Origin of the sequence: Neotamlana laminarinivorans, assembly GCF_020523925.1 — a bacterium.
GTDB lineage: Bacteria > Bacteroidota > Bacteroidia > Flavobacteriales > Flavobacteriaceae > Neotamlana > Neotamlana laminarinivorans.
The window spans coordinates 583,888-600,916 of record NZ_JAJAPW010000003.1 but is presented as its reverse complement, the minus strand read 5'-3'; the positions used below and the strand labels follow the sequence as shown (position 1 = coordinate 600,916).

Genomic DNA, 17,029 nt, shown 5'->3' with positions numbered 1-17,029 from the left:
TTGAACTTTTACTGATGGTTAATTGCCTTTACTTTTATTTACAAGCCTTTTTTAGTACGCCACGCGTTAGGGATTGAACGGCTTGTTTGAGCGCCTTGACAAAGGAAAGTGCGAGTAGTGAAAGCCCGACCCTACGGGTAACGCCTTAATTATTGGGAGGTTTGCTTAATGTGTTGGTTATATATTAATGATGTGGTCTGTTTCGACTACTTGATTGTAAACCTCGTTACTGAACATATACAGGCGTGAGGGTTTTTTGGATTGACCTTTTCGTTTTTCTTCGAGAGGTACAATATAGGGTTTGCTTGTTATTTTTTTGCGAAAGTTTCGATTATCTAGTTCTATACCGAGAAGTGTTTCGAATGCGGATTGCAGCTCGTTGAGTGTAAACTTTATTTGCATAAAGTTAAAAATTAGTGGCTCGGTATTGATTTTACTTTTTATATCTTGATATGCGTCGTTTATTATTTTATGGTGATCGAAACCTAATTCGGGCAATGTTTGTATTTTAAACCATTTTAAACCTTCGGTTTGTTTTAATTTTTTATTTGATGGCAGTATTAAATAGTATGCTACGGTTATTGTTCGGTTTTTTGCCCCGCGGCTACGTATCCAGAGTAAATCTTTATCAGAATTTATTCGATTTGCATTACCATAAGTTCTGAATTGACTTTTGTTTAAATGATTTTCTCCGGTTAACTCGTTAAATATTCTGTTGGCTGTTTCGCCTAGGTTGTTACTTTTTAAGACATAATGACTTGGTAACACCCAATCGTCTATTATTGGTAAGTTTTCGCTAAACAGGTTTAAACTACGCTTGCGCAACAGCACTTTTAATGCATTGTTTTCTAGCTTTAGCAAAACGCAGTCTACGGATAAATTATCTAATTTTCTAAAATCCATTTCGATTAAAAACGTTAATTTTACGTTTTAACAAATTTAAACATTCTTTAAATTTATACTTCTAAAATTCTTATTTTAATTATTACATACTATTAATATGGCTAAAACCTACCAACTAAATATGGAAAATTTAAAACTACTTCCTGAAAGTGTTTTAAAACCTACATATAATAGAGACCTTATTAAAACAAGTATTTTACATATTGGTGTTAGTAGTTTCCATAGATCGCATCAGGCTTACTACATTAATGAACTTATTGAAAAATATAACGTCCTTAATTATGGAATTTGCGGTGTTGATTTATTAGAAAGCGACAGAAAAATTTACAATATTTTAAAAGACCAAGATGGACTTTATACCTTGTATACTAAAGCCCCTAGCGGACACCATAAAGCCAAAGTAATTGGAGCTATTGTTGAATATTTTTTTGGACCAGAAAATCCTTTGGCTGTTATTGAAAAAATTGCAAATCCAGATATTAAGATTATTACCTTAACTATTGCTGAAGACGGTTACCAACTAAACCAGGTGACTGGTGCTTTTGATATAAACCAGCCTTTAATAAATAACGAAATTAAAAACCAGTTTAGCCCAAAAACTGTTTTTGGTTATTTAGCTCAAGGGCTTAAGTTGAGAAAACTACGAAATTTACCTGGTTGCACTATACTATCGTGTGACAATATTAAAGCCAATGGTGATACTATTAAGGAGGCTTTTTTTAATTACATAAAGCAAACTGAACCTGAATTATTAGATTGGGTTAAAAAGAATACTACCTTTCCGAATAGCATGGTAGATAGAATTACTACTGTAACATCTACTGATGACATTAACGAACTTAAGGATATTTATGCTTTAGATGACCAATGGCCTGTTATTTCGGAATCGTTTAACCAATGGATTATTGAGGATAATTTTTTAGAAAAACGACCAGACTGGGAAAAGGTAGGTGTTGTTTTTACTAAAAAAATTACTCCTTTTGAAAAAATGAAACTTCGTGTTTTAAATGCCGGACATACTATTTTAGGTGTTTTGGGCACCATGTGTGGGTATAAAACTGTTTTTGAAGCAGCAACCGATAGTGATATTATGCAATTTTTTAAGCAATTTGTAGAAAACGAAATTACTAAGAGTTTAAATGATTTTACTGCGGATGAAATTGAAGATTATAAACATTTATTAATTACAAGATTTCAAAACCCATATATTAATGATAGGTTATCGCGTATATGCTCGGAAAGTTCTGCAAAAATCCCCCTATTTGTTTTACCTACCATAAACGATTTATTAAATAGTAATAATTCTTTAACCAAATCGGCTTTTATAATTGCTGCTTGGTGTAAATATAATGATGGCGTAGATGACAATAAAGTACCTTATAAAATAACCGATAACATTAGCGGAACTTTAATTAGAAATGCTGCACTTTCGCTGCATAACCCAAAAAAGTTTTTAGAAATTGAATCTGTATTTGGAAACCTTAGTTATAATGAAACGTTTACTAAAAGTTATGAAGCTTCTTTAAAATTATTAAGGACACATAGTACAAAAGCAGCAATACAAATAATAAATACTAAATAAGCATAAAAAATAAAGGCTTCACCTTTTTACCAGTGAAACCCTTAAACAACAAACATATAAACTAACTTTCTGCTAATTATTACCCATAATAGCTGTAATTTCGTCATTTTTAAGTATTGGGTTTGCTCCCTCTTTACTTGCCACTAACGCACCAACTGCACAAGCAAAATCTATAGCATCTTGTGGAGACTGGTTTTTGTACAACTTATTAATTAATGAAGCTAGGAAAGAATCGCCTGCCCCAACAGTGTCTTTTACAACAATTTGATATCCGCTATTGTAGTAAAATGTATTATTTAAAAACAAAATAGCCCCATGCCTACCCTTAGTAACACATATAGATTTTGTATTTGTTTTTTCAGCAATAAAACGAATATTCTGCTCTAAAGACTGTGTTTTTGAATCAAGATTTTTTGCGATTTCGAAAATTTCGTCGTCATTAAACTTTATAAAATCGGCTTGATTCATTAAATATTCTAATATTTCTGATGTATAATATGGTTCGCGTAAATTAACATCGAATATTTTTGTTTTAGCTTCCTTTAAAAGATCATACAAAGTATTACGCGACAAAGCATCACGAGTAACTAAACTACCAAATACAAATACATCTGAAGCTTTAACTATTTCTTTTAAATTATTAGTCAATTCAATTTTATCCCACGCACGTGGATATTCTATATCATAGGAAGCAGAGCCTTTTTCGTTAAGCATTACGGTAACACTACCTGTTTTGTAAGTAGAGTCTACCTGTACACCATCAACATTTATGCTTCTTTCTTTTAAAAAATTAATAAGTTTTTCTCCTTTTTCATCTTCACCTACCTTACTAATCATTGACACATTGTTATCAAAAGATTTTAATCTTGCAGCAACATTTAATGGCGCACCACCAATTTTTTCATGATTAGGAAAAACATCCCATAAAATTTCGCCGAAACAGGTTATTTTTGTCATAATTTATTATTTGTATTTCTGGTTTATCTCAAAAATACCTTTTTTAATTCCAAATTGAGCAATATTACTGTAAGCTTTTTCGAAAATACTTACAAAATTTTCTGATGATTTTAAATCACCGAAAATAGAATCGATTTCTAAAAATTGCTTTGGATCTGTTTTAGCTAGCATTGCTTTTTCATACAATAAACCTTCCATAGCATCTCGAATTATTAATTTTTCTCCTTTTTCGTTTTCACCCAAACTATAAATAGCCCAGGCTGCTAAAACATACGCAGCCAATTCTACTTGACCGCTATTTTTTAGTTGTTGAGTTACTGTTGGTAAAATGAATTTTGGAATTTTTGCCGAACTTTCTGAACATATACGCTCAACTTGATCTTTTATGTGTGTATTTCCAAAACGCTCTATAAGTGTTTGCTTATACTCCTCAAGATTTACACCTTTTAAATTTCCTAAAGTTGGCGTAACTTCTAGATTCATGTAAGTTTTTAAAAAAGCACTTAAATTTTCGTCGTGCACAGCTTCATCTATAGTTTTATAACCCAATAGCGCTCCTAGAATACCAAGAACGGAATGACCAGCATTTAATAAAGTAAGCTTCATTTTTTCGTAAGGCACAACATCTGTTACAAATTGAGCTCCAGCATTTTCCCATGCCGGTCTTCCTGCAACAAATTCATCTTCTATAACCCATTGTTTAAAAGGCTCACAAACAACTGGCCACTCATCCATTATTCCTGTTGTTTCCTTTAAAGTTATAATATCTGAAGCTACTGTGGCTGGTGTTATTCTATCTACCATACTATTTGGAAAAGATACATTTGCTTCTACCCAAGGAATTAATTCAGGTTCGGCATGTTGCATATAGCTTAATAGCATTTTTTTAGTAACATGCCCATTACCTTGAATGTTGTCGCATGATTGTATAGTAACACCTTGTATGTTATTTTCTTTTCTAAGTTTTAACGACTCTGTTAAATAACCAAAAATTGTTTTAGGTGTTGTTGGGTTTTTTAAATCGTATTGTATTGAAGGGTTATCTATAATAAACTCGCCAGTTGCTTCATTAAAATTATAACCGCCTTCTGTAATTGTTAGTGTTATTATTTTAGTTTCTGGGCTAGCCATTTTTTCTACAACAGCCCAAGGATTTTCTGGAGCATACATAAAATCTACAATAGACCCAATGACACGATTTGTTAGCGTTCCGTCAAGTTCTTTTACAATTAAAGTATATAATCCATTTTGGTTTGTTAAAGTTTGATGTATTTTTTTATCGAACTCTAATAATGCAACACCACAAATACCCCATTTTTTTTGAGAGTTGTCATTTAACAACTCATCTGTATATAAAGCCTCATGGGCTCTATGAAACCCACCAATACCAACATGAACAATACCTGCTTCTACCTCAACTCTATTATATGAGGGTACAGCAACACGATTTGCTATTTCTGTTAAGCTGTTTGTGTTTAATTTATGTTCTATTTTGTGTTCTGTCATTATATCTTATTTATTTTCAAAACGCTGTAATAACACAGCAAAAATTATTATTCCTCCTTTTACCACTTGTTGAGGGTACGATGGTACATTTAACAAGTTTAAAATGTTGCCAATTAAACCTAGAATTAAAACCCCCATTAGTGTATTAATAGCAGTTCCTTTACCTCCATTTAAACTTGCTCCACCTATTACCACTGCAGCAATAGCATCTAACTCCCAAGCCATACCCATATTTGGAGACCCTAAATTTGTTCTTGAAGCTACTATAATTGCAGCAATTGCTGCTAGTGCACCAGATATGGCATATACTAAAAACTTGTATTTTTTTACATTTATTCCTGAAAGGCGAGACGCTTCCTCGTTGCTACCCATGGCTATAATTAACCTTCCAAAAACATTATAACGTAATAAAACCATAGCACAGATAACAATTAGAAAGAATACTATAGCAATATTTGGTATACCTAATGTGGTATTGTTTGCAAAATTTGACATGAACAATCCGCCTTTAGTTGAAAATGTTATTGGAGACCCCTTAGAATATATAAAGGCCATACCTCGAGCCACCGTCATTAATGCTAAAGTTGCTATAAAAGGAGCCATTTTTTGAAAGGCAACCAAATAACCTGAAACACTACCTAAAGCAAAACCAAGAACTACAGTTAATAAAATAGCCAAAGGCAAAGCAAATAAATTGATGAAAATAGCAAAAATAACAGCCAATAACGCCACCATTGATCCTACAGATAAATCTATACCACCAGTTAAAATAACTAATAACATACCAATACTTATAACACCTATACCTGAAACTTGCTTAAGTAGGTTAGATAGATTTACCGATGTAAAAAACACATCTGAAATAACTGCTGAAAAAATAACTAACAGTATAAAAATGAAAACTGTATTATATTTTATTAAAAACTTTAGCCATCCCTTTGGGCTACTAAGTTGTTCTTTTAATGTTAAAGCCATTGTCTTAATTTTTTAGTTTAATTGGATATTTTGTTTAAGTGGTTTTCCTATGGAATAGCGCAGAATATTTTCTTCTGAAAATTGCTCTTTAGATAACTCACCATAAATGGTACCTTGGTGCATTACTAAAATTCGGTCTGCAATCCCCATAATTTCTGGCATATCTGAAGATATTACAACAACACCAACGCCTTTTTTAACCACTTCGTTAATTAGGTTGTAAATTTCTACTTTCGCTCCCACATCTACACCTCGTGTAGGTTCATCAATAAAAATAACTTTACTATCTATGCTCAACCATTTCGCTAAAGCTACTTTTTGCTGATTTCCGCCACTTAGGTTTTTTACATCAACTTCAGAATTTGGTGTTTTTATATTTAATTTCCCTATGAGGTTTAACACATTTGAGAATTCTTTTTTAATATCTAAAAACCCAAAGCGATTAGAGATTGCATCAAAACTTGTTACACTTATATTTTTTCTTATTGAAAGAGGCAAAAACACACCTTCTTCTTTTCTATCTTCAGAAACAAATCCTATTTCTAATGCAACTGCATCAACAGGTGAATTTGTTTTAACCTCTTTACCATTTAAAATTATTGTTCCAGACTTTTTCTTTTCCGCACCAAAAATAAGCTTAGCCATTTCTGTTCTTCCGCTACCACCTAAACCTGCAATTCCTAAAACTTCGCCTGGCTTTACTGAAAAACTTACATTATGAACTAAATTATCTTTTCCTGCTAAATCTTTAATTTCTAAAACAGGAACATCTGATACCACTGCTTTTCGTTTTGGAAACATATCTTTTAACTCACGACCAATCATTAATTTAATAACATCGTCTGGATTTGTTTCTGCAACTGCTAGTGTACCTGTATCAACACCATCGCGCAATACGGTAATGGTATCTGCTATTTTAAAAATCTCTTCTAAATGATGTGATATGTAAATTATAGATACACCTTCGTTTTTCAATCTATTTAAATTATCGAATAACTTTTGTGCATCTTGAGGATCGAATACTGTTGTTGGCTCATCTAAAACTAATACTTTAGTATCTTCAGATAATGCTTTAGCTATTTCAACTACTTGTTTTTGCACAATACTTAAATCTCGAACTGTTGCTGAAGCATCAATTTTAAAACCTAAAGAATCTATTAGCTTTTGAGCATTTTGGGTTATTTCTTTCCAATTCATCCAAAACTTACTGGCTCCAAGTTTGTGTAAATAAATATTTTCGGCTACAGATAAATCGTTTACAAGTGATAATTCTTGGTATACCACATTTATACCTAGTACTTGGCCATCGTGCGTGTTTTTTGGATTTATTTCTTCTCCATTTAAAACAACTTTACCTGTATCTTTTTGATGTACACCACTTAATATTTTCATTAAAGTAGATTTACCTGCACCGTTTTCTCCTAATAAAGCATGAATTTCACCATGTTTTATTTTTAGGTTTACATTTTTAAGTACAGAAACCACTCCAAAACTTTTGGATATACCCGACATTTCTAAGCGATATTGGCTTTTATTTTCTTGCATAATAAAAGGTTTTAAAAGTTAAAATATCGCTTTTGGATTGTAGTATTTAGCTGCGTTTTGCTTGGTAATTAGTAAAGGTGCTGTAAAAGATGTTTTTGGAAAATCTCTTTTACCATTCATGTATTGAATTGCAAATTCTACTGCGTTTTTACCTATTTGCACTGGACTATTCATTGCAGTACAGCCATAAAAATCGGTATCCATAATGTATTTAATAGCCTCTTTTTGACCATCGGCTGCAGCCACTATTAAAATATCGTCTGTTTTACCTGCTTGAGCAATGGCCTTTATAGCTCCTAACACACAAACATCGGACTCTGTTATTACCACATTAATATCTGGATGCGCCACTAAAACATCTTCCATTGCTTTTAAACCACCCGCATAAGACCACTCTGTATACATTTGAGTCTTTACATCTAAATCTATATAACCTATACTTCTTAATTGCTCTTCGGTAATTCCTTCTAACAAACCTTGTTTACGTGTTCTACCAACAGGATTACCAGCATTACCACTTAATAAGGCAATATTCATTTTTTTTCTACCAAACTTTTTAGCCAACCACTCTCCTGCTAATGCGCCATTTGCTCTGTTATTAGATTGAATTGTAGTTACATATTCTGCATCTGGATTAATTGAACTATCTAATATAAAAACAGGTATTCCAGCTTTTTTTGCTAATTTAGTTACTCCTACTAAGGCCTCTGGATCTTTTGGGTTTAGCAATAAAGCATCTACGCCTTTGGTAATTAAATCTTCAACGGCGGCTACTTGTTTATTTATATCGTCTTGCCCATCGGCAGACAAAAACACCATACCGTTTTTTTCAACGTTCGCCTTTACACTTTGAAATAGCGCTTGATAATATGGTGCATTTAAAGTAGGGGTACAATAACCTATTTTTTTACCAGTTAAATCAATTTCACTGGCTATTAATTCACCTTGTGCGTCTTCATTTTCATTTTTTGAATTATTGCCTTCTAATGGCTCTGCACAATTTAATGCCACTGATGCCATTAGTAGCAACAAAAAGCTGCTCCAAATTTGTTTAATTGTTTTCATTTATATCTTATTTAGTTGTATCGTTTATGCTTATTGAAAATCGTCGTTTAGAAAAAACCCTTCTCCATCGCATTCGTAGCCCATTATTTTACCTAATACCTTTACGTAACCCGTAATAGTTTTTTCTTGACCTGCTAATGATCTCCAAACTCTTACATTATCTGCAATAGTCACTTTAGTTCCAATTGGTAAAAACTCAGAATTATTGAATGACTGATTACTTATTCTGGTATAACCTACCAGATCATCAAGATTATTTATCTCAAATTGGTTTCTAGATCTTTCCATAATTTTATTTTTCTTTTTCTTCATTTAAACACTTCTTTAAACTTAGCTTTTAGCTACAAACACATCAATTAACTGTATTAAAATAAAGTTATATCTAATTGTAAAACCGTTTTTTCTTGCTCTGGATTCCACATTGCAGTTACTTCAACAGGCATTTTGTAAGCACCTATATTAATATTTTTTGACAATGCTGCTCCTACATTAATTACATTACCTGCTCCTTGAGTATAAAATGTTTTATCGGTAAAAAAAGACCATGCACCACCAGCAAAAAGAGATAATTGATAATCATTTTTTTCCCAAACTTTGCTTTTTATTTCTAAATATTGAGTCCATGAATCTTTTAACGAACCATTGCTTTGAACTTCATAATCACCAGATCTACCAGCAAGTATAGTAGCTAAATAAAGCAGTGTATTATCTGTAATATTGTAACCAAAGTTTAAATCGACAAAATTATAGCCTTGAGTTTTATCGTAACTCCAATAATGTAAAACATCACCTCTCTCTTCTACACCGGTGTAGTTGTTATGTGTTACTGCCTCCACGAAGAATTTATCAGAAAATCGGTATACAGCATAAATCGAAAACTCTTTATAGTTTGCACTTACATATTGATCTGTATCAGAATTATAAACATCGACACTAGTAAAACTGGCTCCTCCCCAAAAACCAAAAGTAAACTTCTTATTTCTGGTATTATACTCTAAATTGGTAGCAAATATAGCCCCTGGATGCACTACAAAACCATGCCAAATATGCATGTTTTTTAAGTGAGCCCCTGCTGTAAAAGCCTTGTAGTTATCCTCTTTATTTTCACTGGTTACATCTTGTGCTTTAACAACCCAAAAAGATAAACACAATAAGAAGAATAAAATTAAGCGGTTATTATACGTCTTAGTCCTATAGCCTCTTTCCTCTTTATCAAAAACATAGCAAGCAGCTTTCACCTTGCTTTGTGGTGGTAATTCACAATTTTTCATAATATTTAGTTTAGTTGTTTTTTTATTAAACGTATATTTTACGTTTAATAAAACAAATATAGAAAAGTAAAATCCAATAAAACAAATTCGAATTCATAAAATTTAAATAAAATCAAATATTTAACACAAATCATTAAAAATTAAGCTTAATAATTATGATTTAATAAAAATTGTAAAAATCAAACAAGACCTTTTATAAACGTTTAATTTAAAAATCAAGAACTAATAGTTGTTCTACCTTGAAAAAAACAATTATCATCAATAATTATATTGTTTCTGTATTTTTATCCTATTATCTTTGTTTCGAATTTTAAAACAATTATGATACATATTACTCTACCCGATGGCTCGGTAAAAACTTTTGAACCAGGCGTTACTCCAATGGATGTAGCTAAAAGCATTAGTGAAGGTTTTGCTAGAAATGTAATTTCAGCAAAATACAATGGTACAACTATAGAAACGGTTACCCCATTAACCACCGACGGTGATTTAATATTATATACGTGGAAGGATGATGAAGGAAAAACTGCTTTTTGGCACAGTTCTGCTCACGTTTTAGCCCAAGCTATTGAGGAACTATACCCTGAAGCAAAACTAACTATTGGACCAGCAATTGAAAATGGATTTTATTATGACGTAGATTTTGGAGAAAATTCTATTTCTGATAAAGATTTTAAAGCAATTGAAAACAAAATGTTAGAAATTGCTCGTGGTAAACACGATTTTAACATGCGATCGGTTACTAAATCTGAAGCTTTAGAATTATATAAAAATAATGAGTTTAAAACTGAACTTATTGAAAATTTAGAAGATGGTACTATAACATTTTGTGATCATTCTTCATTTACAGATTTATGTCGCGGGGGTCATATACCTAACACAGGTATTATAAAGGCAGTAAAAATACTAAGCGTTGCTGGGGCTTATTGGCGCGGTGACGAGAACAAACCGCAATTAACTAGAGTGTACGGTATATCGTTTCCTAAGCAAAAAGAACTAACAGAATATCTAGCACTTTTAGAGGAAGCAAAAAAACGTGATCACAGAAAATTAGGTAAAGAGCTTGAATTATTTACTTTTTCGCAAAAAGTTGGTCAAGGCCTACCATTATGGTTACCTAAGGGAGCTGCTTTACGCGAACGCTTGGAAAACTTTTTAAAAGCAGCACAAAAAAAAGCAGGTTACCAAATGGTGGTAACACCTCATATTGGCCAAAAAGAACTTTACGTTACTTCTGGGCACTATGCTAAATATGGTGAAGATAGTTTTCAGCCTATTACCACACCAAAAGAAGATGAAGAGTTTTTATTAAAACCAATGAACTGTCCGCATCACTGTGAGGTTTATAACAACTTTCAATGGAGCTACAAGGACTTACCTGTAAGATATGCCGAGTTTGGCACTGTATACCGCTACGAACAAAGTGGCGAATTACATGGTTTAACACGTGTTCGTGGTTTTACTCAAGATGATGCGCATATTTTCTGTACACCAGATCAACTCGATTCAGAATTTAAAAATGTTATAGATTTAGTACTTTACGTATTTGGGTCATTAGGTTTTGAAAACTTTACAGCACAAGTATCTGTAAGGGATCCTAAGAATCCCGACAAATATATTGGTGATGTAGCAAATTGGGAAAAAGCAGAACAGGCTATTATTAATGCAGCCTCAGATAAAGGTTTAGATTATGTAATTGAAGAAGGAGAAGCAGCTTTTTATGGCCCTAAGCTAGATTTTATGGTTAAAGATGCCCTAGGAAGACGTTGGCAACTTGGTACTATTCAAGTAGATTACAACTTGCCTGAGCGCTTTAATTTAAGCTATAAAGGAAGTGATAATGAATCACACAGACCAATTATGATTCATCGTGCTCCTTTTGGTAGTTTAGAGCGTTTTGTTGCACTTCTTTTAGAACATACAGGAGGTAATTTCCCGCTTTGGTTAATGCCTACACAGGCTATTATCCTTTCTATTAGTGAGAAATATGAAAAATACTCCGAAAAAGTTTTAAATTTGCTAGAAAATCACGAAATTCGCGCCCTCGTAGACCATAGAAATGAGACTATTGGAAAAAAAATACGAGAATCTGAAATACAGAAACATCCGTATATGCTTATAATTGGTGAACAAGAAGAGCTAGAAGGAAAAATTACCGTAAGAAAACACGGTGGAGATGATTTAGGTATGATTTCTGTTGAAGAATTTGTAGAATTAATAAAATCGGACATACAAAAAACGTTAAAATCGTTTTAAGACACATTATAATAAGTTTAATTTAAAATCGTAACGCCATAGCAATTAGAAGAAGACAGCAACCTAGACGAGTTGTACAAGAAGACAAACATAAAATTAATTCGAAAATTACTGCACAAAAGCTACGCCTTGTTGGGGATAACGTAGAAATGGGAATTTACACCAAAGGAAACGCTTTAAGAATTGCAGATGAATTAGGCTTAGATCTTGTTGAGATTTCGCCAAATGCGGAACCTCCTGTTTGTAAAGTTATGGATTATAAAAAGTTTCTTTACGAGCAGAAAAAGCGAGACAAAGCATTAAAAGCAAAAGCCAGTAAAGTAACTGTTAAAGAAATTCGTTTTGGTCCTCAAACCGATGACCACGATTACGAGTTTAAAAAGAAACACGCTGAAAAATTCTTAAAAGAAGGTGCAAAACTTAAAGCTTTTGTATTTTTTAAAGGACGCTCTATAGTGTTTAAAGAGCAAGGTCAAATTTTATTATTACGTCTGGCTCAAGATTTAGAAGAATTTGGTAAAGTAGAACAAATGCCAAAACTGGAAGGTAAACGTATGACTATGTTTATCGCACCACACAAAAGTTAAATACACCTGATTTTTTCAGGAATAGACAATAAAATGCTGAATTGGTAATACCAGTTCAGCATTAAAAATAATTAAGCGATAATTAAAAACTAGGAAGAAAAATGCCTAAAATGAAAACAAAATCTAGTGCCAAAAAACGCTTTAAGTTAACTGGTACTGGTAAAATTAAAAGAAAGCACGCTTTTAAAAGTCACATCTTAACAAAGAAGTCTAAAAAGCGTAAGCTAGCGTTAACTCATGATACTTTAGTACATAAGGCTGACGAGAATAACATTAAAACAATGATGCGTTTAAAGTAACATTCGTTTTAATCGGTTAAAACAATTTATAAACCCTGGAGTGTGGCAACAAAGTACAATTTAAAAGTACACTGTTAAAAGTACCTATATTAGGTCGCCCTCTACAAAAACATTTAAAATTATGCCAAGATCAGTAAATTCTGTAGCAAAAAGAGCCCGTAGAAAAAAGGTTCTAAAACAAGCAAAAGGTTACTTTGGACGTCGTAAAAACGTTTGGACAGTAGCAAAAAACGCGGTTGATAAAGCGATGCAATACTCGTACAGAGACCGTAGAAACAAAAAAAGAACATTCCGTGCTTTATGGATTACCCGTATTAATGCAGGTGCCAGAGAACATGGTTTATCTTATTCTCAATTTATGGGGAAATTAAAAGCTAACGATATCGAACTTAACCGTAAGGTTTTAGCCGATTTAGCTATGAATAACCCTGAAGCTTTTAAAGCTGTTGTAGAAAAAGTAAAATAAGGCTTTAGCCTATTGTAAAACATATTCGCTTAATTTAAAAATCCAACTTTTAAAAGTTGGATTTTTTTATTTAATATTTTTTAAACATTTATTAATTACTATCACCGTACATTTACTTTATAATTTTTTTCTATGGATTTATCTCAAGTAAAATTAGTTGTAAGCGACATGGATGGTACGCTTTTAAACTCTAACCATGAAGTTAGTAATTTATTTTTAGAACAATTTAAAAACTTAAAACAAAACAATATAAAATTTGTTGCTGCCAGTGGTCGCCCCTATTACAGTATAATTGATAAATTAGAGACAATTAAAAACGAAATAATTGTGGTTGCAGAAAATGGTGGTTTAGTTATAGAAAACGATAAGCAATTACTTTCTACACCAATAAATACCAATAATTTATACGCTATTGAACAAATTATAGATACTAACAACCATATTCACCCTGTTTTTTGTACTAAAAGTAAAGGCTATTTTAAAAGTAATTCATTCGGATATATTTCAGTATTATCAGAATATTATCCCACATTTAAAGTTATTGATAGTGTTGATGAAATTGAAGAAGACATTATGAAAATTGCAATTTATCATTCTGAAGATTCTGAAAAACACATTTATCCTTTAGTAAAACATTTTGAAAATAATTACGCCATAAAAATTTCGGGCAAAAACTGGCTAGACATTTCTGATAATTTAGCTAATAAAGGTCACGCTATAAAAATGCTTCAAGAGAAATATAACATTTCTGAAAATGAAACTATGGCTTTTGGAGATTATAATAACGATTTGGAGATGCTAAAAATTGCAAACTTTAGCTTTGCTATGCAAAACGCTCATGAAAATGTAAAACAAGTAGCTAATTACGAAACCAAAAGTAACGATGAATTTGGTGTAGAATATATTATAGATAAATTACTTAAAAGTAAAATTTAGTTTCCAAAAGCTGTTATTACAATACTTCTAGAACTAGCATAATCTCTATGTTCACATAAATATATACCTTGCCAAATACCTAAATTTAATGTTCCATTTGTAATAGGTATTTGAACCGATGCACCAAGCAATGAAGCTTTAATATGTGCAGGCATATCATCTGGACCTTCGTAAGTATGCTTGTAGTGTGGTTCATTTTCTGGTACCATTTTATTAAAATGGCTTTCAAAATCAAGTCGTACTGTATAATCGGCGTTTTCATTTATGGTTAAACTGGCCGAGGTATGCTTTATAAAAACTTGAAACTGCCCAACGTTAATATTTTTAATTTCAGGAAAATTATTCAACAATTCATCTGTAATTAAATGGAACCCTCTTTTTCGCGGTGACAATCGCATTTCTTTTTGAACAAAAATCATGTTTAAATACTTTTATTAAATGTAAAATTAAAAATGTTTAAATAACATACCGTAATACGCAAGCAATTTTACAAACATACACCTTGATAATATTAACCCTAAATGAATATTAATATAAAATTTTATTTTTTTATTTTTTGTTTAATTTTAATTAATAGCTGTAGTATAAACAATGAAACTTCTAATAGCTAGAATGGCGCAACATATGAAGAAGAATGGCTCTTAACACAATATAGCGGAGGTATTTATGGAAGTTTTAGTGAGTTTGAACTTGGTAGTATTATTTGGAAATTTGATTCTGAAGATATCACTCTTGTAATAAACAACACCAATATTAATGATACTAAAGAAGATTTATTGGATTCTGGTACTTATGAAAAAACAATGATAATACTTTTTATTTAAGTGTTGATGGAACAGAATATGGAGAAATAACCTTTACATCTACTTCAACATTTACCTTAGATGGCTCAAACTTATCTTTTAGATATGTAAAGGATGCTTATATTTACGAGTTTTCAAGAGTTTTAGTAGCCACTGAGTAAGTACATAAGTAGTACATAAGTTATAAAAAAAACAGGCTATTCTTTAATTAAAAAATAGCCTGTTTTTTTATTTTAAAATTGCTTTTTAAATTTTTACAATTTTACCTTGTCTTAAATTCATTAAGTCAATATTGCTTCCATTAATAACGATGAAAAATTCTTTTGTTCTTGTAATTACATCATAGCTGTAATCTAAAACCATTTTGTTACTTATTAAACTAAATAGTCCGTATTTATTTCCTTTTTTTACTATAAAGTAATTTTTATACTCAGATAATATATCATCAAAACCATTTTCGTTTATAATTTTACCAACCTTATCCATAATTTGGAATTCATCTTTTTGTTTAACCTTAAAAAAGGTAAATCCATTACTTTTAGTATCATCTGGAATAATATCTGCATCTACAAATCCTTTATTAGAAATGTTTTGTCCTGAATCGCTTAACAAGTAAAACATTTTCTTCTTTCTTGCCTTTAAAGCTTTATTGCTGTAAGAATTATTATTTAATACATTTATTTCATCATAATAAGGCTCTACAATTTCACTACCATCTGCATCTAGTAATCCGTATTTATTATTTTGTTCTGTAATTAAAACAGCCTTTAAATTTGTGATGTTGTCATATTCACAGGAAATAATTTCTGTTGGTTTTCCAGATTTTATAGTAACTACACCACATTGATCTCCGCTTTTAGAAATCATGTTATTACTACTGTATTTTTTATCTATTTTATCGTATTTAAAAGGTAAAGTTACTTCTCCGTCCATAGTTATAAATCCATATTTACCATTTTTATTTCTTGACAGATGAGAACCATCGCTGTATGCACTAGATTCTATTGACATATATTCTATTGGAATAATTGATTCTTCTCTTTTATTTATAACACCATATTTATCATCCTTTTTAACAATAAATCTATTAGGTGTTTTATACATTGTTGTTAACTCTTGATACCACGTTTTAAAAACAGGCTCATTATTTAGATCAATTAAATTATATTGATTGTCTTCGTTTTTAACCTTAAAAATATTATTACTTCCTGAAAGAGTTATAAAAGATTTGTATTGGCATGGTATAATTAATTTTTTCTCTAATAGACTAAATACACCATACTGTACAGTTCCATTTTTTAGTTCACTTACTTTAACATAATTTTCTAAGGAATAAATTTTTTCAACAGAGGCCCATTTTTTTGAAGAAATTGGCTTATTTGCTAAATTTACTAACGTATACATATCATTATTTTTTACGCCATAAAAATTTGAGCTTACAGATACTACATTATTATTATTTAAAGGTATAACCCATTGGTTTTCTCGTAAATCAAACATACCATACTTACCATCAACATTTAAAATTTGGTAATAAGAGTCTCCGCCTCCACTACTTGAATTTCTAAATATATTAGGTAATATAATTTTACCATTTCTATCTACAATACCATAATCTTTTGAGTAACTGGTGATTGATTTATCGTAAAACCAATCGAAATCGTTATTAATACTTCTTGTTTCGTATTTTTCTTTAAACTTATAATAGGCTTGACTTTGAGTATTTCTATTTCTATAACTACTACTTGATTCTGTAGATTCAATAACTGTTTCTTCTACCTCCGTTTCTTCTAAAACCTCAATAACCTCCTGAGCATTGGCAAAATGAACGTTTATTATAATAAATAATCCTAAAAAATGTAATTTGTGTTTCATAAT

At 31.2% G+C, this 17,029-nt stretch carries 16 protein-coding genes; 6 read left to right on the top strand and 10 right to left on the bottom strand.

All coding sequences use genetic code 11. The annotated features are described in order from the left end of the window. Positions 1 to 177 precede the first annotated feature (177 nt). The gene (locus tag LG649_RS09325; RefSeq protein ID WP_226543555.1) at positions 178 to 903 is read right to left on the bottom strand and encodes an NUDIX hydrolase; all 726 of its coding nucleotides are present in this window, start codon (positions 901 to 903) and stop codon (positions 178 to 180) included. Between the two features lie 97 nt (positions 904 to 1,000). Here LG649_RS09325 and LG649_RS09320 point away from each other — a divergent pair, with 97 nt between their 5' ends. Then, the gene (locus LG649_RS09320; RefSeq protein ID WP_226543554.1) at positions 1,001 to 2,485 is read left to right on the top strand and encodes a mannitol dehydrogenase family protein; all 1,485 of its coding nucleotides are present in this window, start codon (positions 1,001 to 1,003) and stop codon (positions 2,483 to 2,485) included. Positions 2,486 to 2,557: 72 nt separating this feature from the next. Here the strand turns inward: LG649_RS09320 and LG649_RS09315 are convergent, their stop codons facing one another. From LG649_RS09315 to LG649_RS09285, 7 genes are read right to left on the bottom strand one after another with little or no spacing between them, the layout of a single operon-like run. Beyond that, positions 2,558 to 3,442 carry a carbohydrate kinase family protein gene (locus LG649_RS09315; protein ID WP_226543553.1) on the bottom strand — a complete coding sequence of 295 codons (885 nt, stop codon included), beginning with the start codon at positions 3,440 to 3,442 and terminating at the stop codon, positions 2,558 to 2,560. Positions 3,443 to 3,448: 6 nt separating this feature from the next. After that, on the bottom strand, positions 3,449 to 4,948 hold the full coding sequence (locus tag LG649_RS09310; protein WP_226543552.1) for a mannitol dehydrogenase family protein: 1,500 nt from the start codon (positions 4,946 to 4,948) through the stop codon (positions 3,449 to 3,451). A gap of 6 nt (positions 4,949 to 4,954) precedes the next feature. After that, positions 4,955 to 5,923 carry an ABC transporter permease gene (locus tag LG649_RS09305; RefSeq protein ID WP_226543551.1) on the bottom strand — a complete coding sequence of 323 codons (969 nt, stop codon included), beginning with the start codon at positions 5,921 to 5,923 and terminating at the stop codon, positions 4,955 to 4,957. A gap of 12 nt (positions 5,924 to 5,935) precedes the next feature. After that, the gene (locus tag LG649_RS09300; protein WP_226543550.1) at positions 5,936 to 7,468 is read right to left on the bottom strand and encodes a sugar ABC transporter ATP-binding protein; all 1,533 of its coding nucleotides are present in this window, start codon (positions 7,466 to 7,468) and stop codon (positions 5,936 to 5,938) included. 18 nt (positions 7,469 to 7,486) lie between these two features. Further along, positions 7,487 to 8,533, bottom strand: a complete 1,047-nt coding sequence (locus tag LG649_RS09295; protein ID WP_226543549.1) for a substrate-binding domain-containing protein — start codon at positions 8,531 to 8,533, stop codon at positions 7,487 to 7,489. A gap of 30 nt (positions 8,534 to 8,563) precedes the next feature. Continuing rightward, complete coding sequence (locus LG649_RS09290; RefSeq protein WP_226543548.1) at positions 8,564 to 8,845, bottom strand: hypothetical protein; 282 nt, start codon at positions 8,843 to 8,845, stop codon at positions 8,564 to 8,566. 53 nt (positions 8,846 to 8,898) lie between these two features. Continuing rightward, complete coding sequence (locus LG649_RS09285; RefSeq protein WP_226543547.1) at positions 8,899 to 9,804, bottom strand: hypothetical protein; 906 nt, start codon at positions 9,802 to 9,804, stop codon at positions 8,899 to 8,901. Positions 9,805 to 10,125: 321 nt separating this feature from the next. On the opposite strand from LG649_RS09285, the gene thrS reads away from it, so the two are divergent. The 5 genes from thrS to LG649_RS09260 all read left to right on the top strand — a co-directional run bounded on the left by thrS (position 10,126) and on the right by LG649_RS09260 (position 14,348). Then, on the top strand, positions 10,126 to 12,060 hold the full coding sequence (gene thrS, locus LG649_RS09280) for a threonine--tRNA ligase (protein ID WP_226543546.1): 1,935 nt from the start codon (positions 10,126 to 10,128) through the stop codon (positions 12,058 to 12,060). A gap of 44 nt (positions 12,061 to 12,104) precedes the next feature. Continuing rightward, complete coding sequence (gene infC / locus LG649_RS09275) at positions 12,105 to 12,647, top strand: translation initiation factor IF-3 (RefSeq protein ID WP_317197657.1); 543 nt, start codon at positions 12,105 to 12,107, stop codon at positions 12,645 to 12,647. A gap of 101 nt (positions 12,648 to 12,748) precedes the next feature. Further along, positions 12,749 to 12,946, top strand: a complete 198-nt coding sequence (gene rpmI, locus LG649_RS09270) for a 50S ribosomal protein L35 (RefSeq protein ID WP_044634010.1) — start codon at positions 12,749 to 12,751, stop codon at positions 12,944 to 12,946. Positions 12,947 to 13,067: 121 nt separating this feature from the next. Next, positions 13,068 to 13,412, top strand: a complete 345-nt coding sequence (gene rplT / locus LG649_RS09265) for a 50S ribosomal protein L20 (RefSeq protein ID WP_169669915.1) — start codon at positions 13,068 to 13,070, stop codon at positions 13,410 to 13,412. Positions 13,413 to 13,544: 132 nt separating this feature from the next. Next, entirely contained in the window at positions 13,545 to 14,348 is an 804-nt protein-coding gene (locus tag LG649_RS09260) for an HAD family hydrolase (RefSeq protein WP_226543545.1), read from the top strand. On the opposite strand, the gene LG649_RS09255 is transcribed toward LG649_RS09260, so the two are convergent. Continuing rightward, positions 14,345 to 14,767, bottom strand: a complete 423-nt coding sequence (locus LG649_RS09255) for a secondary thiamine-phosphate synthase enzyme YjbQ (protein ID WP_226543544.1) — start codon at positions 14,765 to 14,767, stop codon at positions 14,345 to 14,347. The genes LG649_RS09260 and LG649_RS09255 overlap by 4 nt on opposite strands. Before the next feature lie 630 nt (positions 14,768 to 15,397). Next, positions 15,398 to 17,026 (bottom strand): WG repeat-containing protein, encoded by a 1,629-nt coding sequence (locus tag LG649_RS09250; RefSeq protein ID WP_226543543.1) that lies wholly within the window; start codon positions 17,024 to 17,026, stop codon positions 15,398 to 15,400. Between the last annotated feature and the right edge of the window lie 3 nt (positions 17,027 to 17,029).